Raw genomic sequence first — 24,408 nt, 5'->3', positions numbered from 1 at the left:
CTCCGGAGCACATCATAAAACACAAGGCTTTGACATGCGCGCCCGGGCGCGCCGGTGAGGGGAACGAATAGGAAATGGAATGCTGAGCTTGCGAAGCCTCCGCGCGATTGCGGCAGGAGATTTACTTTCATTCATCCTGGTGGCCACGCTTGCGCTCGGCTTTTTTGCGCCATCTGCGAAGGCGCAGGTGAAGATCGATGCGAAAAACGGCCAGGTTCTTGAGCTCGCCGTCGGGGAGGGCCAGATCCTGCGCTTCGACGAACCGGTCGAGTCGGTCTTCCTCGCCGATACGGCGATCGCAGATGTGCGCGTCGTTTCGCCGGGCGTGGTCTATATCTATGCGACGAAGATCGGCGACACAGATCTCACTGCGCTCAGCGCCGACCAGAGCACGCGCGGTACAGTGCAGGTTCGCGTCAGCGGCAACCCGCGAGCCGCCAACCAGTCGGCGCGGGCGCTGCAGCCCACCACCAGAGTCGATATAAGCCTGTTCGGCGGCCAATATGTCGGCACCGGCCAGACCCGCAATGTCGGTGAAGCGATGGACATGGAAAATGTCCTGCAGAGCTATTCGACCCCGGACAATCCGGCGCTCAACAATACGACGATCGCCGGCACGAACCAGGTCAATATTCGCGTCCGCTTCGCCGAAGTCGCCCGCAACGAATTGACGCGCTACGGCATCGATTGGAGCGCCTTCGTCAACAGTGGATCGTTCTCCTTCGGCATCATCCGGACCGGCGGCGCCAGCAACGAGGACGACACGGGGATTGCGATCGGCGCAAGGGGCGAGCACGTCAACGTCAACGTGCTGCTCGATGCGCTACAGGCGAATGGCATATTGACGATCCTTGCCGAACCGAACATCACCGCCGTCACCGGCCAGAGCGCCAGCTTTCTCGCAGGCGGCGAGATACCGGTGCCAGTGCCGGTCGGCAACGACCAGATCGGTATTGAATACAAGCAGTTCGGTGTCTCACTCCAGTTTACGCCGACGCTTCTGCCGAACAACCGCATCGCGCTGCAGGTGCGTCCAGAAGTCAGCAGCGTTTCGCAGGACAGCGTCGTTTCGATCGGCGGCCTAGTCGTGCCGTCGCTGCGCATTCGCCGTGCAGACACGACCGTCGAGGTCGGCAGCGGCCAGACGTTTGCGATCGCCGGCCTGTTTCAACGGCAGGAATCGCAGACGCTCAACAAAACACCGGTCGTCGGCGACGTCCCGATCCTTGGCGAGTTGTTCAAGTCGAAACGGTTTCAGCGCAATGAAACGGAACTCGTCATCCTGATTACCCCTTTCCTCGTGTCGCCGACCTCCGAACGAAAGATGAAAACGCCGCTCGATAGTCCTGCAGGCGCCATTACGGCGCCGCGCAAGAAGACGAAGCCCGCGGTCAACAACAACGGATACGGTTTTTATGTGGAGTGATCGTTTGTCGGGCGATGGTGCGGCAAAGGCCCGCGTGATGCTGGCCGCGGGCCTGCTGTTTGCCCTTGCGGGCTGCAACGGTTCCCATCCGCAACCCTACTCTCCCAACTACAGCTATGTTTCGACGCACGGCGCGCCGGAAAAAGGCGGGCTTGTTCGCAAGGGTTACGAGGAGGCGGAAAGCCGGACGCTGGTTCCCGACGCCTGTATCACCCCCGATACCGCCGATCAGCCGCTCTACCTGCCGCCGGGCTGCGCCAACAATCTCAATCTGCAGTTCATGGCAGAGGATCAGGGACATCTCATCCGGGGCCGTGAAATGGGTCCTGCCATGGCTGCTCCGGTGGCGCGCGCTGCGAAGAACTACCTCGACGGTTACAGCGAGGAGGGCCGCAGACGCCGCAACACGGCGAACAACAATACAGGTGAAGAATGAGAGCGCGTTCCTTTCTGAAATTCGGAGCGCTAGGGAAGGGTATTGCCGTACTCCTTGCGCTTCAGGCACTTTCCTCATGCACGACGACGTCAGCCGAGAAGGAGAAGGACAAGCCTTCGAGCGAGCAGGCGAAACTGTTGAACATCGCCCACAGCATCGAGGCTAAGGGGGAAAGCGCAACGGCGCTTGCGCTTTACGAGCGCGCCGCCGCGAACGCTCCTGACGACGTATCGCTGCGCGTCCGGCTTGCGAATGCACGCCTGAGGGCAGGCGATGCCGAAGGGGCGGAAAAAGACTTTCGCGCCGCTCTGCAGGTGAGCCCCCAGGATCCTGAGGCACTGCTCGGGCTCGGCACCGCCCAATTGCGCAAAGGCGAGGCAGCATCGGCTGCACGAACTCTGGCGCCGGCCGCCGAGGCACTGAACTCCGTCATCGCCTATAACCGGCTCGGAACGGCGCTCGTCTTCAGCGGTAGCGGGGCCGCGGCGGAGGAAGCCTTTTCGAAAGCGCTTTCGCTGCAGCCAGCGAATCTCGACACAACGACGAACCTCGCCCTTGCCGAGGCGCTTGCGAACGACCTGCCGCAGGCGGTAACGCATATGAGCAGCGTGGTCGCGTCGCCGCTCGCCGAAAGGCGGCATTTCGTCAACTATCTGATCGTCCTGACCATGGCCGGGGAGACGGAGAAAGCACGATCCGTCGGCGTGCCCGACATGACGGAGAAGCAGAAGAGCGCGATCTTGGCGAAAGCGGCAAAGTTGCGGTCGATTTCCGATACGGCCAGGCGCGCCCAGGAAATCGGCCTGCTGGCGTCATCCAAGGATGGCGGCATCACATGAGCGAGACAAGCGAAGAAAAATCGCTTCCGGCTTCCGAAAAGAAGATCCTGGACGCGCGCAAGAAAGGCCAGGTGCTCCACAGCCCCGACATGGTCTCGGGCATCATGATCCTGTTCTCGACGCTCTTTCTCTTCTATGCCGCGCCGCATCTGCAAGTGAAGATCAACATGCTTCTGGACGAGGCGTCGCATATCTACGACCGCCCCTTCGCGGACGTCTGGTATCGGCTGAGCACCATTGCCGCCGGTGCGCTTTGGGCAACGGTACTGCCGATCCTCGGGATAACGGTCGCAGCGATCCTTGCGACGAACATCGCGATTACCAAGGGCTTCGTCTTCTCGGCAAAGCCCGTCGAGCCGGATTTCAGCCGCATCAATCCGGCGGCGGGCGTAAAGCGCCTGACCTCACTCAAGAGCGTTGTCGAGTTCGGCAAGGCACTGTTCAAGATTCTTGCGCTTTCCGTGGCGTTTTCCGTTGTTTTCTATGCGGGCCTGAAGGCGCTGTTTCAGGCGCCCGCATGTGGTTTTGCCTGCCTGCACGCGACCTCGCTGTCGATGCTGAAAACCACGGCCTTCATCGCAATCGCGGCTTTTATCGTCATGGGCACCTTCGATGTCTTTCTGCAACGCTGGCTGTTCATGCGCGAAATGCGGATGACCAAGTCGGAGGCCAAACGCGAACACAAGGACACGGAAGGCGATCCGCTGATACGGCGGGAGCGCCGCAAGCTCGCGCACTTGCTTGGCACGAGCAGGACCGGTCTTGCCAACGCAGTGCTGCTGATTGGCGAGCAATCGGCAATAGTCGGGATCCGCTACGTTCGGGGCGAAACGCCTGTGCCGATCATCGTTTGTCGTGCCGCCGGTAAAGCGGTGGCCTCGATGAGAGAGCAGGCCAGAGGTCAAGGGATCCCATTAGTGACTGATGCGGAACTCGCCGCAGAGCTTGGCAAGACGCCGGTGGGAGCGCCTGTTCCGGACCGTGTCTTCCAGCAGGTGGCGAATACTTTGGTGGCCAATGGTTTGATTTGAACGTCGCAACGTCGATGGAGACCTCATATGTCGGAACTGAAAGCACTGACTAGGTGCGGCATGGGCGGGCTGCTTTTCACTGTTCTTTTGTCGACGGCGATCAACCACGCGGCAGCAGACCAGGTCTCGCCGCCATTGTTGGACAAGAAAAACAACAGGGTCTGGATTGACAGCGGCTATATCGGCTTTCTGATGTCACCGCCGGCTTACCCGCCACGGCGAACCCGGGAAGAGGGGCCCTATCCACATGCCGGGACGTTCGTGCGGCGGCACGTGGTGGACTATCAGACCCGGGAAGCGCCCGGTACGATCATCATCGAAACCCGCAATTACGCCCTTTACTACATAGAAGCGGGTGGAAGGGCGCTGCGCTACAGTGTCGGTGTTGGACGCGAAGGCTACGGCTGGCGCGGAACCGAGGTGGTGAGCGCCAAGCGCCCGTGGCCGGATTGGCGTCCGCCTGCGGACATGCGCGCAAGGCGACGGGACCTTCCTGCCTATATGGCCGGAGGCGCCCACAATCCGTTAGGCGCGCGCGCCATCTATCTGGGAGATACGCTTTACCGCATCCACGGCTCGAACGAACCGCAGAGCGTCGGACAGTCGTCTTCCTCGGGGTGTTTTCGCATGACGAATGAAGATGTAATCCATCTCTATGAGCGGGTAAAAATCGGCGCGAAAGTCATCGTGCTGTAGAGTAACCCGGCAGCCGAGGAAGTCGAGACGCTGCGGTTTGTGCGCAAGACCGAGCAGAAGGTCGCCCCACGCTGCCGCAGGCGCCGCCCTGATGAGTGTAGCGGCCGTGGCGGCGTCGAGCGTTTCTCAATAACTTGAGTTCCCCCTCACGGCCTAAAAAATTCAATTGTGGCTCCCTAAGGTAATCTAAATTACCTTAATCGTAATTACCTTAGTCAAAAATACAGTAATTTAAATTACCTTAATCGGAACTACCGAAGTTGGCTAGGTTGCGGAGGGTTGTATCGATTTCTCGCTCCTAGGTCTCGATCTCAGCGATTGTGTCGAACGGTCCCGTGACCAGCTGAAAAAGGTTCCTTCTCCGATCTCCAAATAGCTTTTGATGGCAGCGACCCGCTACGGCGTGATGGTGCTGAGGGAAGCGGCCGTCGAGGCGGGCGAAAGGGCAGAGCGACCCGCTGGGAGCTGTCAGGTGAGGGTGGCTGAACGATCAAATCAAGGCGGCAAATGCGGAACCGGAAGGCGGACCCCCTTCTGAAGCGTGTAAATAGTACTCCGGGCCGTGTGATGCTTGTTTTTGCCGATAGCCCGTTCCATGCGTCCGGCTGGTGAATTTCCGCGGATTGGATTAACATTGAATGATAACGGGGCGCATCGGCGTGGCTCCCACGGGTGCATTCGCCCATCGGGGAGGCTCATATGCAAAACGGAATTTCTCCAGACCACATCCTGCAAATTGGCTTTGGATTCTGGCCAGCCAAGACATTGTTGAGCGCCGTGGAACTGGGGCTCTTCTCGCTGCTTGCGGACGGCCCCAAAACGGGCCTCGAAGTGCAAGGCGCCATGGGGCTGCATCCGCGCGGAACGTATGATTTTCTCGACACCCTTGTCGCGCTCGGATTGCTGCAGAGGGACGGCGCCGGTGAAACCGGCAAATACGGCAATACGGCTTCAACCGCACTGTTCCTGGACAAGCGGAGCCCTCAATACATCGGTGGAATCCTCGAGATGGCGAACGCACGCCTGTATCGGTTCTGGGGCGATCTCACGCAGGCATTGCAAACCGGAAAGCCTCAAAACGAGATCAAGGAGACAGGCAGGTCCATGTTCGCCGAACTCTATTCGGACCCGGCGCGCCTGGAGCAGTTCATGGACGCGATGAGCGGCATCTCGATGGGCAATTTCACGGCGTTCGCCGAGAAATTCGACTTTTCCAAATTCAAGACGCTGGTTGATATAGGCGGCGCAACCGGGCAGCTTTCGGCCATCGTCGCGGCGTGGCATCCGCACATGCAATGCCGGACGTGCGATCTCGCCGATGTGCAGCCGATCGCGGAGCGGCGCTTGAGGGAGCGCAATCTCGGCGGCCGGGTCACCGCCGAGGCGATCGACTTCTTCGCGGACGAGTTTCCCAAGGCAGACATTATCACGATGGGACTGATCCTTCACGACTGGAATCTCGAGAACAAGAAGATGCTGATCGCCAAGGCCTACCGTGCGTTGCCGTCCGGCGGCGCGCTGGTCGCCATCGAGAACATCATCGACGACGAGCGCAGGCAAAACAGCTTCGGTCTGATGATGTCGCTGAACATGCTCATCGAATTTGGCGAGGCGTTTGACTTTACCGGCGCCCAGTTCACCGAGTGGTGCAAGGAGGCAGGGTTCGGTCGCTGCGAGATTATTCCGTTGGCGGGACCTGCAAGTGCAGCGGTGGCTTACAAGTAGAGGCTTGGCACCCGCGCGCAGTTCGCCGGCTACTCGGAACCTGGCAGTCAGAATTGAAAGGCATGGAAATATAAATCTTGATTGATCGTCGATATCGTTGACCGGTTAGAGGCTTGTTTTGACGAAGCGGTTGGCCTCGGCCGCCTCATTCATGTCCTTGCGCCGAAAATAGATCGCTCGCCCGCAGCGGATCGGGCTGTGGCCTTGGACGATGACAATCTGTTCATCCTTTCGCATCGACTGGGTGATCTCGTGCGGCATGATCAGCGGCCTTCGCTGAAAATTCACACTCTCCGATTGGCGCGACCCCATGGCAGAACTGCTCCAGCCGACATTGCGCGACCTGCCCTTTACCTCGACGGTCATTTCCCCGCATTGGGCTGAGACACTGCGAGCCGTGTCGAGTGCCTTGACTGCGGCATAGGAGGCAAAGGCGCAGCCGTCGATCCATGAGGTCGCACCGTCCTTGCCGAAATGCCGTTCCAACTGTCCGACCGACTGGTACATGAGCATCAGCGTGATCCCGTATTTGCGGCCGCGGTCGCGCGCCTCTTCCAGCATGCGCATGTAGCCGAGCAGCTCGACCTCATCGAGCATGAACAATGTGCGGCGTTCGAATGCGCCATCGGCCTGCACCATGGCCTTGATCAGGGAGCCGATGATCACTCTTCCGATGCCAGGATAGGAGCGCAGGATCGCGGCCGGGATGTTGAGGAACACATCCTTTTTGCCAGAAACAATATCGCGGGATCTGAAGGCGTTGCCACAGACGAGGCCAGCGTAACTGTCGAGCGACAGCCACTGCGTGTCCTTCGAGGCCGTCGAGTAGACGCCGGAAAACGTTTGCTCCGTCATGTTGGTGAAAACGCCGAGGGTTTCGCGGATAAAGGCGGACCCTGAGTTCTCCTGAACATCGCGCAGCATGGCGAGCACTGACGGCTCCGGCTCGGAAACGATCTGGCGCAAACTGCGCAGAGTTCGCCTTCCGGCATATTCCGGCGAGAGCATCACATGCGCAAGCAGGCCGGTCAGCAGATTGTGCGCCTGGTTCTGAAAATAGGCACTGCTTGACGATTCGAAACGTGCGCTTTCCGACAACAGCATATGTGCGATGCCGACGATGTCCTCTTCTTTGCGGACGGATGTTTCAATGCCGTCGAGGACGTCGAAGCCAGTTGCCGGATCGGCGGGATCGAGCACCATCACGTCACGGCCGAGAACACGCCGGCGGTGTTCGACCACCATCGGTGCCACTTCTGTCGACGGGTCGAGGCAGATGAGCGGACCGGTATATCGAAGCGCGGTCGGCACGACATTGCTGGTTGTCTTGAATCCACCGGAGCCGGCGAAGAACAGCATATGCGTGGAGTCAAAATCCTGCTTATAGGTCAGGAGCGGCGCCGTGCCACCCTGTCCCCACGTCGAACGATCGTTCGGGTCGAATGGAAGCTTATGCACGAGCTCGCGATCGACGCGATAACGTTCGCCAACGACGATTTCGCCATCCGGCGGGAAAAGCTTTGCGGCCGCAGGCATCGAGAGCCAGTCGGCGTCGCCAAAGGTTCCGCGCTTGGCGCGTTTGATCGGATCGGCAACGACGACGGAGATACGCGCCGACACCGCGACAATCAGAAAGCCGAGAGCCGATCCAGCGACGGCGAAAGCGTCGAGATACGAGAGCGCCACGTCCCAGGTGACGACGCCGCGCTCAACGGAGGGAGCAAGACGTCCATATTCCCGCAAGGCGTAGAAGCCGGCAGTGACGAGAAAGCCAAGAAGGCTTGCCACCGCGATCGGCCGGCGTCGATGCAACGGCAAGGGCCAGACCGTCAAAAGCCCCGCGAGCGGCCCGAACATAAGTGCTGGCACGGGTGTTGACCGCAGGAACCAATATTGCGTTTTCGCCGACATGCCGGAGGCCAATTCTTGCCATCGCCAGCCAGTCACGTAGACGGCAAGGCCGGTAGCGGCGACAGGGACGAGAACAAGCAGAGGACCCGGATGCAATCGATGCGTCAGTGCCATTTCGCTTTCTCCTAAACAGTATCCCGCGAAGAGGCCTTGAACGCGTCGATGCCGATGTCGCGCAGCCTCTGATGTTCCGCAGAGCCCGGAACGATCCGAGCCAGTTCGAGCAGGCCGCCAAGCAGGAACGCCCGGTCGGCCTTCGATAGCCCGGCCTTGAGGACGATTCCGCCAAGCAGAAATTTCTGCCGCGCCTCGCGCTTGCGTTCAGCTGCCATGCGAAACCGCCGCCGCCGTTCCAATCCGGCCAGCCTCCGGTCGATGCGGTTGAGGTGATGCGTCGGCTGCGTCCCTTGTTTTCTTTTGAAATCGCGCTGCGATCTCAGCGATGATCTGATCGAGCTCTTCGTCGGGTAAATCCATCTCCGCCAGGCCGGCCTTGGTCGCGGCGCGAGCAAACCGCTCGGCCGATTTAACTATCAAAAATCGTCGGCGTTCCTTCAGCTTCTCGATCTGCGCGTCGAGGTCGGAAATCGATGTTTTGGCAGCCATTGACGATCCTCCGCTTGTTTTGTCACTGTGATGCTCGCGCATTTATACACACTAGTATAAGGTAGTTAAATAGGCTAGTTTGCGCGGACGCTAAGAATCAAGGAATTCCCGCCGTTGGCCGTCTTCCGCAGAAAACGGCATCGCCAGTCGGGCCGATCGGTTTGTGGGCGCAACGAACGTCGCTTGCGCGACGTACCCGGAGGGTCAGGAGACAGTTGTGGCGATCATGTTCGTTAGAGCTCAGATGATCAGCAGGGGAGCCGGACGCAGCATTGTCTCGGCCGCCGCCTATCGTCATCGCACGAAAATGACCGATCAGCAGGTCGGCACGACGTTCGGCCGTCGCGGCGCTTCGTCGGAACTGGTGCACGAGGAATTGGCCTTGCCGGATGAGACGCCGGCGTGGCTGCGCGAGGCGGTTGACCGACGCTCGGTCGCCGGTGCCAGCGAGGTGCTTTGGAGCGCCGTCGAAGCCTTCGAGAAGCGCGTCGACGCGCAGCTTGCCCGCGAACTGATCATTGCTCTGCCGGAAGAACTGACGCGAGCTGAGAACATCGCCCTGGTGCGCGAATTCGTCCGCGACAACCTCACGTCGAAAGGAATGGTCGTCGACTGGGTCTATCATGACAAGGACGGCAATCCTCACATCCACCTGCTGGTGACGCTGCGTCCTTTGACGGAGGAGGGATTCGGGCCGAAGCGCATGGCGGTAACAGGAGCAGACGGTAAGCCGCTGCGCGTCGTCACGCCGGACCTGCCGAGGGGCAGGATTGTCTATCGGAAATGGGCCGGCGACAAGAAAACGATAGAGGCGTGGAAGATCGGCTGGGCGGACACGGCCAATCGGCATCTGGCACTCGCCGGTCATGAGATCTGGCTCGACGGCCGCTCCTATGCTGAACAGGGGCTGGACGGGATCGCACGGAAACGTCTCAGTCTGGAACGAGTGGCATTGGCACGCAAGGGTAAGGAGATATTCTTCGCGCCGGCGGAGCTTGCCCGCCGGCAGGGAATAGTAGATCGCCTGCTTGAGGATCCCGAACTCCTGTTGAAGCGGCTTGCCAATGAGCGCTCGACCTTTGATGAGCGCGATATCGCCCGGGCGCTCCACCGCTATGTCGACGATCCGGTTGACTTTGCCAATATCCGTGCGCGGCTGATGGCGTCGAACGACCTCGTGACGCTGAAGCCGCAGCTGTTCGATCCGCAAACAGGAAGAGCTGCAGAGCCGGCAATCTTCACCACGCGCGACATCCTGCGCACCGAATATGACATGGCGCAGTCGGCTCGGGTGCTCGCGGAGCGCGGTGGGCACGCCGTTGCCGATCGGCGGATCACTGAGGCGATCGGAAGCGTTGAGACACGTGATCCGCAAAGGCGCTTCCCGCTCGATGCGGAGCACGTGGACGCTGTCCGACATGTCACTGGTGACAGTGCCATTGCTGCCGTCGTCGGTCTGGCGGGTGCGGGCAAATCCACATTGCTCGATGCTGCGCGCGTCGCCTGGGAAAGCGAAGGCCGCCGAGTGATCGGTGCTGCGCTTGCTGGAAAGGCTGCCGAAGGTCTGGAAGACAGTTCCGGCATCAAGTCGCGGACGCTCGCATCCTGGGAGCTCGCCTGGGCCAACGGCCGCGCCAGGCTTGGGCGCGGGGACGTGCTGGTGGTCGATGAGGCCGGCATGGTGTCATCGAAGCAAATGGCGCGCGTCCTGAAGGTTGTGGAAGAGGCCGGCGCAAAAATCGTCCTTGTCGGTGACGCCATGCAACTCCAGCCGATCCAGGCAGGTGCAGCGTTCCGCGCGATCACGGAGCGGATCGGCTTTGCCGAGCTTTCCGGCGTGCGCCGCCAGAGCGAGCAATGGGCACGCGACGCGTCCCGGCTGTTTGCGCGCCGCGAAGTCGAACAGGGTCTGCACGCCTATGTGGAGCGAGGCCATCTTGTCGAAGCGGAGACGCGGGAGGAAGCCATCGGACGCATCGTTTCCGACTGGACCGATGCTCGTCGTGAGCTGCTTCATAAATCCGTCAATGAAGGAAGCCTGGGCGGTTTACGCGGCGACGAACTCCTCGTTCTTGCTCACACGAACGTGGATGTGAAGCGGCTGAACGAGGCATTAAGGACCGTGATGACGGCCGAGGGCGCGCTCGGTGATAGTCATGCCTTCCAGACCGAAAGAGGGGCGCGCGAGTTTGCCATTGGCGACCGCATCATCTTCCTTAAAAACGCCCGTTTCTTCGAGCCGTACGCCGAGCATCCCGAGGCCCAATATGTCAAGAACGGCATGCTGGGCACAGTTGTTTCGACGACCGACAAAGGCAGTCGGACATTGCTCTCAGTGCGCCTCGACAATGGCCGCCATGTCAGCTTCAGTGAGGACAGCTACCGCGATGTCGATCATGGCTATGCCGCGACGATCCACAAATCGCAGGGTGCCACAGTCGACCGGACGTTCGTTCTCGCGACCGCCATGATGGATCAGCATCTGACCTATGTGTCGATGACCCGCCATCGCGATCGTGCCGATCTCTATGCGGCCAAGGAAGATTTTCAGGCAAAACCGGAAGGGGGCGCGAAGAGCCGGGTCGATCATGCGGCCGGCGTCACCGGAGAACTTGTCGATGTGGGCGGGGCACAATTCCGCGAAGGAGGGGGCGCCGATCCAAGTCCCTACGCCGACGTCAAAACGGATGACGGGGTTACGCATAGGCTCTGGGGTGTGAGCTTACCGAAGGCACTACTGGAGGGTGGAGTCGACGTCGGGGACACGGTCACCCTGCGCAAGGACGGGGTTGAGAAAGTCAAGGTTCAAGTTCCTGTCATCGATGAGGAAACCGGGCAGAAACGTTTCGAGGAAAGGGAAGTGGATCGCAATGTCTGGAGGGCCAGACAGGTCGAGGCGGCGGTGGCCCGCCGGAAGCGGATTGAGCAGGAAAGTCACCGGCCCGAACTGTTCAATCAGCTTGTCGAACGGTTATCGCGGTCCGGCGCTAAGACCACCACGCTCGATTTCGAAGACGAGGCCGGCTACCAGACTTTTGCGGGTGATTTCGCGCGGCGTCGCGGGATTGATCATTTCGCGCAGGTCGCAGCCGGGATAGAGGGGAACGTTGCCCGACAGCTGGCGCGACTTGCCGGAATGAGGAAGGAACTGGCGATGCTGTGGGAACGGGCAAACGTTGCCCTGGGCTTTGCGATCGAGCGCGAGCGGCGCACCGCTTATGATGACCGAGTCCCTGTACCATCCGTCGAGCGGACCAGTGCCGGGGAGATGCGGTATCTTCTGGCGCCTGTGACGTCCTTCTCGAGGAGTGTGGACGAGGATGCGCGCCTGGCGCAATTGGGTTCACCCGGCTGTCAGGAGCGTGAAGGGATCCTTCGCGCTCGGCTCGGGAAGATCTTTGTTGATCCGGGCGGGGCGCTTGCCTTGCTGAACGACCGGGCTTCACACACTAGTGTCATGCCTCGCCGGCTTGCCGACGACATCACGCGTGCGCCGGCCCAACTCGGACGTTTGCTGGGCTCGGACCGTTTGGTCGATGGGCGGGCGGCGCGTGACGAGCGCAATGCAGCGATTGCCGCTCTTGCTGAACTGAAGCCGCTGGTGCGCGCCCATGCCGCGGCCTTCCGCAAGAACGCCGAACGTTTCGCAGCGCGTGAGCGGACGCGCCGTATGCATGTGTCTTTATCGGTTCCAGCGCTATCGAGAGGTGCCCGTGCGCGCCTCGACGAAATCGAAGCCGTTCGCGAAAGGGGTGGCGAGGAGGCCTATAAGACTGCCTTTGCGCTTGCCGCCGAGGATCGTTCCGTGGTGCAGGAAATCAAGGCCGTAAGCGAGGCGCTGACGGTCCGCTTCGGCAGGAGTGCCTTCACGGACAAGGCAAACGAGCATGTCGATCGCGTCATTATGGAGCGCATGCCGGAGGATTTGGGGTCGAAAAAACGCGAGGAGTTGGTGAAGCTCTTTACGGCCGTGAAGAGGTTTGCCAAAGCGCAGCATCAGACTGAACGCCAGGATCGCTCGCGGATTATCGCCGCTGCAGCTTTTGATCCGACACGGCAGAAAGCCTCGGCGCCGCCGCTGCTTGCCGCGGTTGCTGAATTCAAGGCGCCGATCGAGGAGGCCGCGAAAGCGGCGGCCTTGTCGACGCCGCATTACCACCAGCGTCGCGTAGCCCTTGCGGAAGCCGCTATCAGCATCTGGCGTGATCCTGCCGCAGCGGTGACGACAATCGAGGCGCTGGTCACAAAGGGTATTGTGGCGGACCGCATCGCTGCTGCCGTGGCCAGCGATCCCAAAGCTTATGGAGCGCTGCGCGGTTCGGATCGCCTGATTGACCGGCTGCTTGCTTCCGGGCGAGAGCGTAGGGATGCGCTCCAAGCCCTTCCGGAGGTTGCCATTCGCCTGACCGCCCTTGCTTCGGCTTACTCGAATAGGTTCGATGCGGCTTTCCGCACGCTCGGCGAAGAACGGCGGCGCATGGGGATAGCCATTCCTGGGTTGAGCAGGGGCGCCCGCGATGATCTCGCGCGCCTCACCTTAGCCGTCGCGAAGAACCCGCGGGCACTTGCCGGAATGATCAGCGCGCTTGATCCGAAGATCCGCGACGAGTTTGCCGCGGTTAGCAAGGCACTCGATGCGCGCTTCGGGCCTGGTGCAATCGGGCGCGATGAGAAGGAAGCCGTCAACATGGTGCCACCGGCCGACCGAAAGGCGTTCGAAGCGATGCGGGCATCGTTCAAGGTCTTGCAGCGGGCTGTTCGGATCGAAAGCAGCCAAAAGATCCAGAGTGAGCGTCGGGTGCAAGCAATCGGCCGTGGGCGCGGCCTCAATCAATAAGGCGCGAAAAAGGATGGCCCGCCAGCCAATGCTGCCATCGTCCTCATGGCAGAGCGCTTGCGGTGGTGCGCATTTGGCATCGTCGCTATCACCCGTCGCAAGCGGCGTCCAACTACCGCAAAGTCAAACTTACTGTTGCGTCGTGCCTGCAGGCGGCGTGACGGGAGCAGGCGCGGCATTATTATCGGCCGGCGCGGGTGGGACTGCTGGAGCCGGCGCAGGCTCGGAATTGCTCGTCGAACCGGTGGTCTGTGGATCGGTGCCGGGTGCGTTCGGCGACTGGATAAGAGCGAAAGCACCAATCGCAATCAGCCCAGCCGCTGCAATCCATGCGACCCAATTCGTGCGGCGATAATCAACCGATGGGGTTCGACGCTCGCGATCACGGTTTGCGTTTTCAGGATCATACGCCATTTGCATCTCCTTGTTCCGTGGGAGGAGAATGTCGTGACGCATTATTTGGTTCCAGGGATCTGGTCAGGTGCCCGATCAGCGGCGTCCGGATCATCTAGTTCGTTCCCCAGAGATCATGACGGGTTGGAGCCTTATCGCAGGATGGGCAAGGCTTCGGGTTCGATCAGCAATTGAATGCTTCGGGCTTCTGCCGGCGTGCGTTGAATGAGACCGCTTTTTCGAGTCGGGCCCCCCACTTCTGCTAAGCGGGCCAAAACAGCCGTTCAACCATAGGGGCGAAAGGCCGCTCCTAGGCGCAGTTGAGGCGACGCGCGCATCAGCCGCTCCTCGTTCCAAGGAGAGCGTCGAAGGACCGGATCAGCACGTGGCTCAGCTTCACAGACACAGAGCGTTTTCGATCGGAAACGGGCAGAGAGCGTGATGAAGCAGACATTCGCCTTGCGCTTGAAGCGTGCGGACTCGGCCGGTATGATAGCCGCGAAGAGCGCGTCAAGGTCGCGAGGGGGGCTGCATGAACGGCCAGAGGCAATCGGAGCCGCCGCCACGTGTCGCCCGTCTGGTGCTCGTTACGCCAGAGGGTGCCATGGTCGGCAGACTGGCACCGGTCCCGGTCGGTCTTCCCTGGTGGCAGGATGCGCAGTCGGTAGTCCTCGCCGTCCAGGAATACCATGGGATCGATGTCACGATCCTGCGGCTGCTGGAGGCAGTTCGCGACCGACCGCACGGCGGAGAAATCACGTATCTGGCCGAGGTCGCAGAGCCCGTTCCGGCCGAGGTCTGGGCGGGGCGACTCGAGCCCCACCCGCTCCGCCAAAGCTACGCTGAGCCCGGCGGGCCTGCCGCCGATCTCGCCTGGGCGACACGCATACTAGCCGGGCATGGCCTGAAGCCCGCTGGGAGGCCTGTCCAGATCCGCAGCTGGAATCTATCCAGCATCTGGCGCATTCCGGTCGCCCGCCAAACTGTATGGCTAAAGGTCGTGCCGCCATTCTTCGCGCACGAGCCGCGCGTCATCACAGCATTGGCCGGCCGTTCCGTTCCGGAACTGCTTGGCCACGACGGCGGACGCATGCTGCTCGCAGACGTCGCGGGTGAGGACATGTATGAGGCGCCGTTACCGCGACTGCTCGAGATGGTGACCCTGCTGGTTGAACTGCAGTCAGCGTGGACCGGCAGCGTCGATCAATTGCGCTCCATGGGACTGCCGGACTGGGGCGGCCCGGCTTTGATCGCTGCGATCGGCGATGTGACGGAGCGGGCGAGCGAAGAGTTGTCTCGGAACGAGCGTACACTGCTCCAACGCTTCGTGAGCGGTCTCGCCAACCGCTTCGCCGCGCTCGAGTCCTGCGGATTGCCTGACACCCTGGTCCATGGCGATTTCCACCCCGGCAATTTTCGCGGGACAGGACGAACCCTTACATTGCTTGATTGGGGCGACAGCGGGATCGGCCACCCGATGCTCGACCAGCCGGCATTTCTCGACGGCGTCGCATTCGAGTACGTGGAGACGATCAAGGAGCACTGGGCTCGCGCATGGCTGGCCCGGCTGCCCGGTTGCGAACCCGCCCGCGCTGCCGGCCTCCTCGCGCCCATTGCCGCAGCCAGGCAGGCCGTGATCTATCGGCGGTTCCTAGACAATATCGAGGCGTCGGAACAAGTCTATCACCGCGACGATCCCGCCGACTGGCTAAGGCGGACGGCGGCATTGCTGAGGGCGGGGAGCTAGAGCGCGCACCCGGGTTCGGATCGGGCCCGCTATCCGCTGCGAAGGGGATACTCCACCGGCAGAAATACTGTCGGGGCCAAAACATTACTTCGTCCAGGCACGGGATAAGCCCGGACATCATCGGGTTTCCCTAAGCCGAGCCACAGGTCAGCCAAGTCCGGCACGACCCAGCACTCCATCTTTAATTACTGGTCGGCAGTTCGTTTCCTTTCAAGAGCAAGGGATCCGAAGCCTGTCCGGAACCGGGTACAGTTTTGTTTCCGCATTTAATTGGGCAGGTTGACCGGTATGTGAAGTGAAGCGCCCGCCTTTTCGGCCGCTCCCCGCAGGCGCTTGTCTCTTGTCCATAAGGCCGCTCGCTGGTCAAGAAGGACCGACGCCAGCAAGTGGGCATCCGTGTAGCCAATGCCCATGCTGAAAATGCCGTGGCGATCGATCATTGTCATGACTTCGTCGTGGGTGGCGACAACCGCTCCGCGCTGTGCCGCCAGAAAAGCCATCACACTGCCGCGATCCCGAAGACTGCCAAGCGCAAGCTCGCCGATCACCGCCGGGTGGCAAAGTAGGCGATCGTCCTCAATAATTCTGCGCAGCTCGGCATCGACGTGACGGAAATGATCAATCCAGATCGACGTGTCCGCTAGTATCACTTGGCTGCTGGGCTCCGGCGGCGCGGGGCTGCCTCGGCATCGGGCATGGTTCCTCCGAGCGCGATGAGGCGTTTTCCGGACTCCACACGAACGAGGGTCTCCAACGCCTGGCGGACGAGCGCCGCGGTTTCCTTAGTACCGGTTAAGGACCTAGCCTTTTCCATAAGCGTGTCATCGAGGTTGATAGTCGATCGCATGATCTGGCTCCCTTACGCAGGCATGAAAAATAGCACCATTTGGTGAGTAAATCTACGCTCGGCTTCCCCTGCCGCATATCCGACGCCATGGCAAGGAGCCCCTTCGCCTTCGCAACTTCCTTGTGAAGCAGGCACACTTGACTCACGGCACCGCTATATCGATCGCCCCTGGTTTGACCAACGTTCATTTGTTTAGTGGGGATGGAGCGTTTGAATTGAGGACCGGAACGCGCATCGGCTGATTGCATCTTACGACCGTCTCGACATGTAGACGAGCGAGAGCCTTCCACTATCACTCAAAAATTTTCCTAACGGATGACGCATGATCACGAGAAAGTCAGTGTTCTCACTGTTTGTTGCATTGCATCAAAAAAACGAGCGGCCATTTTCGGCTGAGGCTGACAACTCGAGGATTTCTGATGGAGCATATTTGTGATGACCGAAACGGGTATGGGCTTGTAACAAGGGTTTTCCACTGGACGATGGCAGCCTTGTTCGCCTGGCAATTCGTAGGCGCCACGCTTCATGCTCTTGCCGACGACACAGCCGTCGCCGATTTCTTCTGGGGCTTCCACCGCGATGTCGGTTTCGTCCTGTTCGTGACGGTGATTGCCCGTGGTGCCTGGGGGCTGATCAACATGCGCCGGCGTCCGCCGCAACAAGGTGTCCTAAGAACCTTCGCGCGCCTGGGCCACCTGGGGCTCTACGCGCTAATGATCCTCGTCCCCAGCGTGGCCTTAATTCGCCAGTTCGGCTCCGGACGCCCATTTGCTCCGTTTGGGATCGCGCTCATTGAGGGAGGCGGCGAGCGCGTCGAGTGGATGACCGCTCTGGGCAGCCTGGTCCACGCCAACGCCGGTTGGGCCCTTCTTGCACTGGTCTTCGGCCACGCCGCAATGGTCGTTATTCACCAGGTCATATGGAAGGACGACACGCTCGCGCGGATGGCGGGAAACGTCGACCGAAGGAATTCCGAGCTGCAAGCTGCCGAATGACTTCGCCGGCTCGGGCGTCTGAAGCCGGCCCAGTCATTCCGATTTCATTCCGGCCAACATTCCGATTCGAAGGCGGCCATTTATCTCAGCAACCTCGACATGCTTATGGAGCACTTGTGAAAGTGCAAGCATGGTCGTTGCCACGATGCATCGCAGCAGCTCCTCGATCACGGCAAAGGGTTCGCCTGCATTGGATACCAGGAGATCTCCAGCCGCTTGTCCGACGTTGCGAGAAGCCGACGATCCCGCCGGAGCCGACTGCCGCCAAAATAGAGGTGCTCACGTCCGTCTGCTCCATACTCTGTCGTACAAGGTCATGCCGACCAGCATCGCGAGGACGAACAGCGCTGTCTGCGGGATGCCACTCGACAGGGACGCAACCGCCGGACCCGGACAGAAGCCGCCGATCCCCCAGCCCAGGCCGAACAAGGCCGAGCCGATCACCAGTGGCGCGTCGATCCGCCGGCTCGTAGGCACATGGAAACTGTCGTCGAAGGCTGGATGCCGCATACGCTTCATCACCTGCATGCCGATGAAGGCGACGACGACGGCGCCGCCGAGGACGAAGGCAAGGTTCGGATCCCATGCGCCGAACAGGTCGAGGAAGCCCTGGACGCGGGCCGGGTTGAGCATGCCGGACAAAGACAGGCCGAAACCGAAGACGATGCCCGAGGCGAGAGCGGCCCGAACTGGTAGATGTTCCTGTTCATAGTCCGAGACCTCGCAGAACTGCGACGGCAAACACGCCGGCCGTCAGGAACGTGGCGACCGCCACCATCGATCGCGGCGACAGGAGGGCAAGCCCGAGAACGCCGTGGCCGCTGGTGCAGCCCGATCCCATGCGCGAGCCAAAGCCGACGAGCAGCCCCGCGACGATGATCAGCGGCCATCCGGCGGTGATCTGCACGGCCGGCCAGCCGCCGAACACCAGCAGGTAGGTGAGCGGCCCAAGCAGCAGCCCGAGCACAAACGCGAGATTGGTGGTCAAGCCGACGCCTTGGGCGAGACGCCCGACGATCCCGCTGATCCCGGCAATCCGGCCGTTGAGGAGCAGAAGCATGACGGCCGATGCGCCGATCAGCATGCCGCCGAGCAGAGGTGGGAGGTAAGTGCTCATTTGTCTTCCTTCGCGCAGAAGATGTCATAGAGCGCGGCCACCAATTGCGCGGCCTTCTCTTCCGTCAGGCGGTAAAAGATCTGTTTTCCCTCCCGACGGGTTTCGACGATGCCCGAGCCGCGCAGCACCGTCAGGTGCTGCGACAGATGCGGCTGGTGGACGTCGACCTTCTCTTCAAGCTCGCCGACCGAATACTCGCCCTCCACAAGAGTGCAGACGATCATCAGGCGCGCCGGATGGGACAGCGTTTTCAGGAGGACTGCGACTTCTCCGGCCCGGTTGGCCATTTCGGCGGGGGAAAGCCGCGCCTTCATCATTGCCTTAAGGTCGGTACTCATTCCCATGCTGCTCCCTGTAATGTATCGAGGGGAAACTTGAGGTAGCGCTTGCCGTTGGCTTCCGGCTCCGGCGGGCGCCCGCCGCGGATGTTCACCTGCAAGGCATGCAGGATGAGCTTCGGCATCGGCAGCGTTTTGTCGCGCTTTGTCCGCAGCGCCACGAACTCTTCCTCGCTTACGCCGGCAAGGTGCGGGTTGGACTTCTTCTGCTCGGCCACCGTGCTTTCCCAACGGGGTGCGCGCCCGTCCGGCTGATAATCGTGGCCCGTGAAGATCCGCGTCTCGTCCGGGAGTGCGAGGATTTCCTGGATCGACTTCCACAGGACGCGGGCATCGCCGCCGGGAAAGTCGGCCCGAGCCGTGCCGCTGTCGGACATGAAGAGCGTGTCGTGCACGAAGGCCGCGTCGCCGATAACGTAGGTGATGGAGGCAAGCGTATGTCCTGGCGAAAACAGCACCTTCGCATCGATGGAGCCGACCTTAAAGGTCTCGCCATGAGCGAAGAGCCGGTCCCATTGCGATGCACGAGGGAACGGAATCGAGAAGTTTGCGGGTGTAGGGATGGCGCGGGGAACCGATGATGTCCTCGGTCGTGCCGATCTCCATCATCGCGCCGGCATACATGACCATTATCCGGTACCCCGCTCCGGAAACGTCCCCAGAGCTTCGATGAAGGTGATCACACCCTCAACGAAGTCGGCGGCGATACGGGTCCCGGCTTCCACTGCGATGTCAGCATAGAGTTTGTCGAGTTCGGCTTCCGTCTTCTGATGATAGATGACGCGATAAGCCATGCCCTACTTGGCTTTCGCCGCATCGTTCCGGCGCTTCGCCTCGAAATGGGCGCGAACGGTTTCGGCTGGGATGCCAAGGGCAGGGTTATTCACCAGGTCGTCATAGCGCGCGGGGATCTCCTCGTTGAGCCAGCGTTCGCGGGCGGCCTCGCGATCCTCCAGCAGCCGCAGGCCGGCGCGGATGACCTCGCTGGCGTTGTTGTAGCGGCCGGATTCCAGCTGCTTCTTGACAAATTCCTCATAGTGATTTCCGAGTGCGACGTTCGGCATGGGCTTCCCTTTCGTTGCTGCCCAGTATGGGACAGAGGTTCCCATATGGCAATAGATGTCAATGTTGGACTGACATGGCCAGCTCGAAGCGCCCTAAAGCGGTGCTGTCTCGATATTGCGCCAGCTGATCGGCCTTGCAGGAATTCGACCGGCGGATTGCGAGCTTCCCGGTCGCCACGGCCATACCCATCCCTAAGCGGCGAAACGGCTTTACGATCGAGTTGCGAAGCAGCGCCCAGTTGTTATCTACGAAGTAGAACTAAACGCCTGACTCGCCACGACGGCCTCCAGAGCGTCAGCGATTTGTTGGGCGTCGTCTTCTGTCTGGAAGATCGCGATAACGCCTGACGAATCCACAACCATCATAGGGCGTTCAGATCGTCGGCTATCTCCTGGGGGCTGCGCGGATCGAGGACCGGCCGAGCGGCGACCTTCTTACCGAAGGCGAGCATTTCAGCGGCCGTCATCCGGCGCTTGGCCGGTAGCTCGTCGGAAACGCCGAGCGCCTTGGCCTCGCGTTCGAGCGCGGCGCGGATCAAGTCTTCGGGTTTGCGACCGACGCGGGCCGCAAGCCTGCGGGCGAGCTGTTCAGTGTCGTGTGTGAGGTGCAACATGGCCTTGATCTCAGAGATCGTTGTCATTAACCACATTTTGAGAGATTGAAACAAGCGACTGTCTTGAGAGATGCAACGCTGGTGGTTGCGTGATCGATGCCGGCTGATCGGCTCTCGCAAACGGTCTTTTTTGCCCGTCTTCGACGTAACCGCCATCCTAGCCGTCCCTGACGGCTTTGCTGTGGATGAGATTCCGAAGCGTGACCACGGGCGGTTCGCCATCGCGAAACGGTTCCTCTCCATTTCGGATAGCGCTGCGTGCTATGATGTCGATGGTGTCGTCGGGCAGTGCTCGGACGCCGCGCAGGACGAAACTCCGTCGCTTCGCCTTGTCGCGCCATAATTCGGACCAAGCCTCCGCGAGTTCGCTGGTGCGGCCGGTATGTTCGATGGCCCTTACCAGTTCGGCAGCCTGCATGCGGTCCTTGCTATCCTTGCCCGCCTCGGTCGCCACGGCCATATCCATCCCCTTGACGGCATACCCCCAGCAGCGCCATCTCTTCGCCGGTGCGCTTCACAGCCCTGTCGCATGTTGGCAAGATTGAAGGTTGGAGACGTATCTATTGGGAGCCAGTCATCGATAAGACGAGGCTTGGAGTTTCCGGCCATTGGCCGTACATTGTCATCAGGAGAACAATGATGCCAACACCTGCTTTGAACTCACCTCGTGGTCGTATCCGTGCCGAGCGCTTGGAAGCGCGCGTCACAGCCGATCAGAAGCGCCTCATAGAACATGCTGCCGCGCTTCAGGGCCGCACGGTGACTGACTTTGTGCTGACCAGTGTTCAAGAAGCGGCTCGCCGGGCTATCGAGGAGCATCAGCGCCTTGATCTCACTGTCCGCGACAGCCATGCCTTTGTGGAGGCTTTGATCAACCCGCAGCCGGTCAATGACCGTCTGCGCGATACTGTGCGCCGATACCGGCAGGCTACGGGCACCTGACAGGTGGGAAACGTTGTCAGGGATTCGATCCGGGTCGAGATCCTCGGTTCCCAGCATGACAGGAGTTCATTCGAGAGCGGCGTAGAGCCGCTTGATCGGTATTTCCGCACTCAGGCGGGGCAGGAGGCACGCAAGAACTTGGCGGCGCCGTTTGTACTGGTGCTACCCGATGGCGCCGTGGCGGGCTACTACACGCTGTCGTCAACAGCAGTGAATGTGGGCGAGTGGCCTGCTCAGACTGTCCGCAAGCTGCCACGCTACCCGCTTATTCCGGCAACACTGCTGGGGCGCCTCGCTGTCGACCGGCGTCAGCAGGGCAAGGGGTACGGCCGCTTTCTTCTGGCGGATGCTCTGTTTCGCGCTGTCCGCAGTGAAATCGCCTCTTTCGCGGTCATCGTTGACGCCAAGGATGAGAATGCACACCTCTTCTATGAGCGGGAGAGTTTTTTTCAGTTTCCCGACCAGCCGTTGAAGTTGTTCCGGCCGATGGCGGACATAGCTCAATTGTTTAAGTAAGCACCAGCAAAAGGAAACCGACAAAGGAGCGGCGAAATCAGTCCGGCGCTTCCTGCTCGAAGCGGAGACACGACCACAATGCACTATAAGGGCTATGAAGCTGTTGTTGAGTTTGATGAAGATGCCGAAATCTTCCACGGCGAAGTCATCAACGTGCGCGATGTCATCACCTTTCAAGGCAGCTCGGCTACGGAGTTGAAGCAAATTCTTGCGGATTCCGTAGAGGATTACCTGGCGTTCTGCAAAGAACGCGGCGAGGAACCCGAGAAGCCATTTTCCGGTCAATTCGTCGTCCGGACCGACCCGAGCGTGCACAAAGCTTGTCGAGCGCCGCACGGCGCGAAGGCGTGAGCCTCAACAAGTGTGTGACGCGGACGCTGGAACAAGCCACTCCTCGAGACCGAACAGTCTCTGGAGCTAGAGCGGGGTTACAGCGGACACGGCACCATTCTTGCTTGTTGTGGCATGATCACTCAAGAGAAAAGGGATTCGCCATGCCGCAGACTGAAACTGTCCAAAGCGAAACCGCCGAAAGCGTGGTGTTATCTGTCAGGGGATTGACGGTCAGCCTACCCAAAAACATGGAGCGGACGTATGCTGTGCGCGATATCTCCTTTGACTTGAGGCAGGGAGAAATTCTCTGCATCATCGGCGAATCCGGCTCGGGAAAATCCGTGACTGCCAATGCCATCATGGGATTGCTCCCATCCGCGATCGCCGTAACCAGTGGCAGCATTTTTTTCAAAGGGATGGATCTTGTACAAACGGAGGAAAAGGCATTGCGTACACTGCGCGGCCGCGCCGTTTCGATTATCTTTCAAGATCCGCTCTCGGCGCTCAATCCGCTGATGACGATCGGCGATCAGATCGGCGAGGTGATGGAGGCCCACAAGATAGGGACGCAAGAAAGCCGTGCCATCAAGATCCTCGAGCTGCTCGATGAAGTCGGTCTGCCCGATCCGGCGCTGCTACAACATCAATATCCCTTCCGCCTATCAGGCGGTCAACGGCAGCGTGTCATGATCGCCATGGCGCTGGCGCTCGACCCGGACGTGCTGATTGCCGACGAGCCGACAACGGCGCTGGACGTCACCACACAGGCCCAGATCCTGGAGTTGATCCGCAAGATCCAGCGCCGCAAGAATATGAGCGTCATGTTTATCACCCATGATTTCGGTGTCGTCGCCGAGATTGCCGACCGCGTTGTCGTCATGGAAAAGGGCAGAGTCGTCGAAGAGGGGCCGGCGAATGTGGTGCTCAACACGCCGGAACATCCCTACACGAAACGCCTGATTGCTGCCGTGCCGCGCATGACGGCGAAGGACCGCGCAGGTGCCTCCGATACGCCGGTGGTGCTGGAAGTCACGAATCTGAGCAAAACCTACCACACGTCGGGCGGATTCTTTTCAAAGGGCCGGACAGTCAAAGCGGTCAACAAGGTCAGTTTTTCCATCCGCAAGGGCCGAACGCTCGGCGTCGTCGGGGAATCCGGCTCCGGCAAGTCCTCGCTCGGCCGCGTTCTGCTCAAGCTGATGGACTGTGATGACGGCAAGATGCTGTTCGACGGTCGTGATATCGCGCCCATGTCGAGCGATGCCTTCCGGTCGATGCGCCCTTATATCCAGATGATCTTCCAGGATCCATTCGCCTCGCTCAACCCCCGCCATACGATCGGCAAAGTTCTGACCGTCGGACCGATCGCTCATGGCGTCTCGGTGCATGAGGCCAAGGCAAAAGCGCTTCGCACACTCACGCTGGTAGGGTTGGACGAAGGTGCCTATGACCGCTTCCCGCATGAGTTCTCCGGTGGCCAGCGCCAGCGGATCGGTATTGCCCGGGCGCTGATGTTCGACCCGCTTCTGCTGGTGGCCGACGAAGCGGTATCGGCCCTCGACGTGTCGATCCAGGCGCAGATTCTGCAGCTGCTGACGAAGATCCAGAAGGAGACCAAGGTGGCGATGGTCTTCATCACGCATGATCTTCGGGTCGCGAGCCAGATCTGCGACGAAGTTGCCGTCATGTACAAGGGCGAGATCGTCGAATACGGCCCGCCCTCACAGATCTTCCGCGCACCTCATCACGATTACACCCGCAAGCTCGTCTCGGCGATCCCCGGCAGCGAGTGGGAGCCGGCTGCCTGACATATCAATTTCGGAGCGTGACTAAACCGTCCTGCTGAAAAGCAAGGCAGTTTTTGTCGTTTCTGCCTCCCCTTCATGGTCTCTTCGCCTATCTGATAGGCATTCTTTTGTCGTGAACAAATTAGCGCCGAAGCCTCAGAAAAAATAGTTGCATTTGTCCACTATCTAGCAAATCATCAACGTCGAA

The 24,408-nt window shown here is 60.5% G+C and carries 25 protein-coding genes and 3 pseudogenes; 13 read left to right on the top strand and 15 right to left on the bottom strand.

The features are described from left to right. Nucleotides 1-79 precede the first annotated feature (79 nt). From N2599_RS30275 to N2599_RS30250, 6 genes are all read left to right on the top strand, one after another. Nucleotides 80-1,426 carry a type II and III secretion system protein family protein gene (locus N2599_RS30275; protein WP_027513981.1) on the top strand — a complete coding sequence of 449 codons (1,347 nt, stop codon included), beginning with the start codon at nucleotides 80-82 and terminating at the stop codon, nucleotides 1,424-1,426. Further along, on the top strand, nucleotides 1,416-1,862 hold the full coding sequence (locus N2599_RS30270) for a hypothetical protein (RefSeq protein WP_051336872.1): 447 nt from the start codon (nucleotides 1,416-1,418) through the stop codon (nucleotides 1,860-1,862). The genes N2599_RS30275 and N2599_RS30270 overlap by 11 nt, the downstream gene beginning before the upstream one ends. Then, nucleotides 1,859-2,701, top strand: coding sequence for a tetratricopeptide repeat protein (locus tag N2599_RS30265; RefSeq protein ID WP_027513979.1), 843 nt, complete (start codon nucleotides 1,859-1,861; stop codon nucleotides 2,699-2,701). The genes N2599_RS30270 and N2599_RS30265 overlap by 4 nt, the downstream gene beginning before the upstream one ends. Next, a complete protein-coding gene (locus N2599_RS30260; protein ID WP_027513978.1) occupies nucleotides 2,698-3,732 on the top strand; it encodes an EscU/YscU/HrcU family type III secretion system export apparatus switch protein in 1,035 nt (344 codons plus the stop codon). The genes N2599_RS30265 and N2599_RS30260 overlap by 4 nt, the downstream gene beginning before the upstream one ends. 27 nt (nucleotides 3,733-3,759) lie before the next feature. Then, complete coding sequence (locus N2599_RS30255) at nucleotides 3,760-4,428, top strand: L,D-transpeptidase (RefSeq protein ID WP_027513977.1); 669 nt, start codon at nucleotides 3,760-3,762, stop codon at nucleotides 4,426-4,428. 699 nt (nucleotides 4,429-5,127) lie between these two features. Then, nucleotides 5,128-6,153 (top strand): methyltransferase, encoded by a 1,026-nt coding sequence (locus tag N2599_RS30250; protein ID WP_037144703.1) that lies wholly within the window; start codon nucleotides 5,128-5,130, stop codon nucleotides 6,151-6,153. A 105-nt stretch (nucleotides 6,154-6,258) separates the two neighbouring features. Here the strand turns inward: N2599_RS30250 and traG are convergent, their stop codons facing one another. The 3 genes from traG to N2599_RS30235 are packed head-to-tail and all read right to left on the bottom strand — an operon-like array spanning nucleotide 6,259 to nucleotide 8,670. Continuing rightward, nucleotides 6,259-8,178, bottom strand: coding sequence for a Ti-type conjugative transfer system protein TraG (gene traG / locus N2599_RS30245; RefSeq protein ID WP_027513975.1), 1,920 nt, complete (start codon nucleotides 8,176-8,178; stop codon nucleotides 6,259-6,261). An 11-nt stretch (nucleotides 8,179-8,189) separates the two neighbouring features. Beyond that, entirely contained in the window at nucleotides 8,190-8,396 is a 207-nt protein-coding gene (locus N2599_RS30240) for a conjugal transfer protein TraD (RefSeq protein ID WP_027513974.1), read from the bottom strand. Further along, nucleotides 8,386-8,670, bottom strand: a complete 285-nt coding sequence (locus N2599_RS30235) for a TraC family protein (protein ID WP_027513973.1) — start codon at nucleotides 8,668-8,670, stop codon at nucleotides 8,386-8,388. Before N2599_RS30235 ends, N2599_RS30240 begins: the two co-directional genes overlap by 11 nt. Before the next feature lie 217 nt (nucleotides 8,671-8,887). On the opposite strand from N2599_RS30235, the gene traA reads away from it, so the two are divergent. Then, nucleotides 8,888-13,507 carry a Ti-type conjugative transfer relaxase TraA gene (gene traA, locus N2599_RS30230; protein ID WP_027513972.1) on the top strand — a complete coding sequence of 1,540 codons (4,620 nt, stop codon included), beginning with the start codon at nucleotides 8,888-8,890 and terminating at the stop codon, nucleotides 13,505-13,507. Between the two features lie 129 nt (nucleotides 13,508-13,636). Here the strand turns inward: traA and N2599_RS30225 are convergent, their stop codons facing one another. Next, nucleotides 13,637-13,921, bottom strand: a complete 285-nt coding sequence (locus N2599_RS30225; protein ID WP_027513971.1) for a hypothetical protein — start codon at nucleotides 13,919-13,921, stop codon at nucleotides 13,637-13,639. Nucleotides 13,922-14,432: 511 nt separating this feature from the next. Between N2599_RS30225 and N2599_RS30220 the strand changes: the two genes are divergently transcribed. Next, on the top strand, nucleotides 14,433-15,647 hold the full coding sequence (locus N2599_RS30220; protein WP_051336871.1) for a phosphotransferase: 1,215 nt from the start codon (nucleotides 14,433-14,435) through the stop codon (nucleotides 15,645-15,647). 266 nt (nucleotides 15,648-15,913) lie between these two features. On the opposite strand, the gene N2599_RS30215 is transcribed toward N2599_RS30220, so the two are convergent. Beyond that, nucleotides 15,914-16,297, bottom strand: a complete 384-nt coding sequence (locus tag N2599_RS30215; RefSeq protein WP_027513969.1) for a type II toxin-antitoxin system VapC family toxin — start codon at nucleotides 16,295-16,297, stop codon at nucleotides 15,914-15,916. Further along, nucleotides 16,294-16,494, bottom strand: coding sequence for a type II toxin-antitoxin system VapB family antitoxin (locus tag N2599_RS30210; RefSeq protein ID WP_027513968.1), 201 nt, complete (start codon nucleotides 16,492-16,494; stop codon nucleotides 16,294-16,296). The genes N2599_RS30215 and N2599_RS30210 overlap by 4 nt, the downstream gene beginning before the upstream one ends. 482 nt (nucleotides 16,495-16,976) lie before the next feature. Here N2599_RS30210 and N2599_RS30205 point away from each other — a divergent pair, with 482 nt between their 5' ends. Next, entirely contained in the window at nucleotides 16,977-17,489 is a 513-nt protein-coding gene (locus N2599_RS30205) for a cytochrome b (RefSeq protein WP_198521567.1), read from the top strand. Between the two features lie 279 nt (nucleotides 17,490-17,768). Here N2599_RS30205 and N2599_RS30200 read toward each other — a convergent pair. From N2599_RS30200 to N2599_RS30160, 9 genes and pseudogenes are all read right to left on the bottom strand, one after another. Further along, a pseudogene (locus tag N2599_RS30200) lies at nucleotides 17,769-18,199 on the bottom strand (DUF6691 family protein). Beyond that, a complete protein-coding gene (locus N2599_RS30195; protein ID WP_027513909.1) occupies nucleotides 18,196-18,606 on the bottom strand; it encodes a YeeE/YedE family protein in 411 nt (136 codons plus the stop codon). The pseudogene N2599_RS30200 and the gene N2599_RS30195 overlap by 4 nt, the downstream one beginning before the upstream one ends. After that, a complete protein-coding gene (gene bigR / locus N2599_RS30190; protein WP_100770458.1) occupies nucleotides 18,603-18,950 on the bottom strand; it encodes a sulfite-sensing transcriptional repressor BigR in 348 nt (115 codons plus the stop codon). The genes N2599_RS30195 and bigR overlap by 4 nt, the downstream gene beginning before the upstream one ends. Further along, nucleotides 18,941-19,465 (bottom strand): annotated as a pseudogene (locus N2599_RS30185) (MBL fold metallo-hydrolase); the annotation flags it as partial. The gene bigR and the pseudogene N2599_RS30185, both read right to left, overlap by 10 nt. After that, nucleotides 19,425-19,550 (bottom strand): ABC transporter ATP-binding protein, encoded by a 126-nt coding sequence (locus N2599_RS37695; RefSeq protein WP_311319511.1) that lies wholly within the window; start codon nucleotides 19,548-19,550, stop codon nucleotides 19,425-19,427. The pseudogene N2599_RS30185 and the gene N2599_RS37695, both read right to left, overlap by 41 nt. Nucleotides 19,551-19,573: 23 nt before the next feature. Beyond that, nucleotides 19,574-19,738 (bottom strand): type II toxin-antitoxin system RelE/ParE family toxin, encoded by a 165-nt coding sequence (locus N2599_RS30175; protein WP_156915259.1) that lies wholly within the window; start codon nucleotides 19,736-19,738, stop codon nucleotides 19,574-19,576. Between the two features lie 3 nt (nucleotides 19,739-19,741). After that, nucleotides 19,742-20,008 (bottom strand): type II toxin-antitoxin system ParD family antitoxin, encoded by a 267-nt coding sequence (locus tag N2599_RS30170; RefSeq protein WP_027509766.1) that lies wholly within the window; start codon nucleotides 20,006-20,008, stop codon nucleotides 19,742-19,744. Nucleotides 20,009-20,370: 362 nt separating this feature from the next. After that, complete coding sequence (locus N2599_RS30165; protein WP_027509767.1) at nucleotides 20,371-20,622, bottom strand: type II toxin-antitoxin system VapB family antitoxin; 252 nt, start codon at nucleotides 20,620-20,622, stop codon at nucleotides 20,371-20,373. A 157-nt stretch (nucleotides 20,623-20,779) separates the two neighbouring features. Then, complete coding sequence (locus tag N2599_RS30160; protein WP_156915260.1) at nucleotides 20,780-21,082, bottom strand: hypothetical protein; 303 nt, start codon at nucleotides 21,080-21,082, stop codon at nucleotides 20,780-20,782. A 179-nt stretch (nucleotides 21,083-21,261) separates the two neighbouring features. Between N2599_RS30160 and N2599_RS30155 the strand changes: the two genes are divergently transcribed. The 4 genes and pseudogenes from N2599_RS30155 (at nucleotide 21,262) to N2599_RS30140 (ending at nucleotide 24,221) form a co-directional block, all read left to right on the top strand. Continuing rightward, the gene (locus N2599_RS30155) at nucleotides 21,262-21,564 is read left to right on the top strand and encodes a type II toxin-antitoxin system TacA family antitoxin (protein ID WP_027509769.1); all 303 of its coding nucleotides are present in this window, start codon (nucleotides 21,262-21,264) and stop codon (nucleotides 21,562-21,564) included. Nucleotides 21,565-21,567: 3 nt separating this feature from the next. Next, nucleotides 21,568-22,080, top strand: a complete 513-nt coding sequence (locus tag N2599_RS30150) for a GNAT family N-acetyltransferase (RefSeq protein WP_027509770.1) — start codon at nucleotides 21,568-21,570, stop codon at nucleotides 22,078-22,080. Between the two features lie 78 nt (nucleotides 22,081-22,158). After that, nucleotides 22,159-22,469 (top strand): annotated as a pseudogene (locus N2599_RS30145) (type II toxin-antitoxin system HicB family antitoxin); the annotation flags it as partial. Nucleotides 22,470-22,574: 105 nt separating this feature from the next. Next, complete coding sequence (locus N2599_RS30140; RefSeq protein WP_027510012.1) at nucleotides 22,575-24,221, top strand: ABC transporter ATP-binding protein; 1,647 nt, start codon at nucleotides 22,575-22,577, stop codon at nucleotides 24,219-24,221. The last annotated feature ends 187 nt before the right edge of the window (nucleotides 24,222-24,408 follow it).

It is taken from the genome of Rhizobium sullae, assembly GCF_025200715.1.
GTDB lineage: Bacteria > Pseudomonadota > Alphaproteobacteria > Rhizobiales > Rhizobiaceae > Rhizobium > Rhizobium sullae.
Note: the sequence above shows the minus strand (reverse complement) of the source record. Positions and strands in the feature narration are given on the sequence as shown.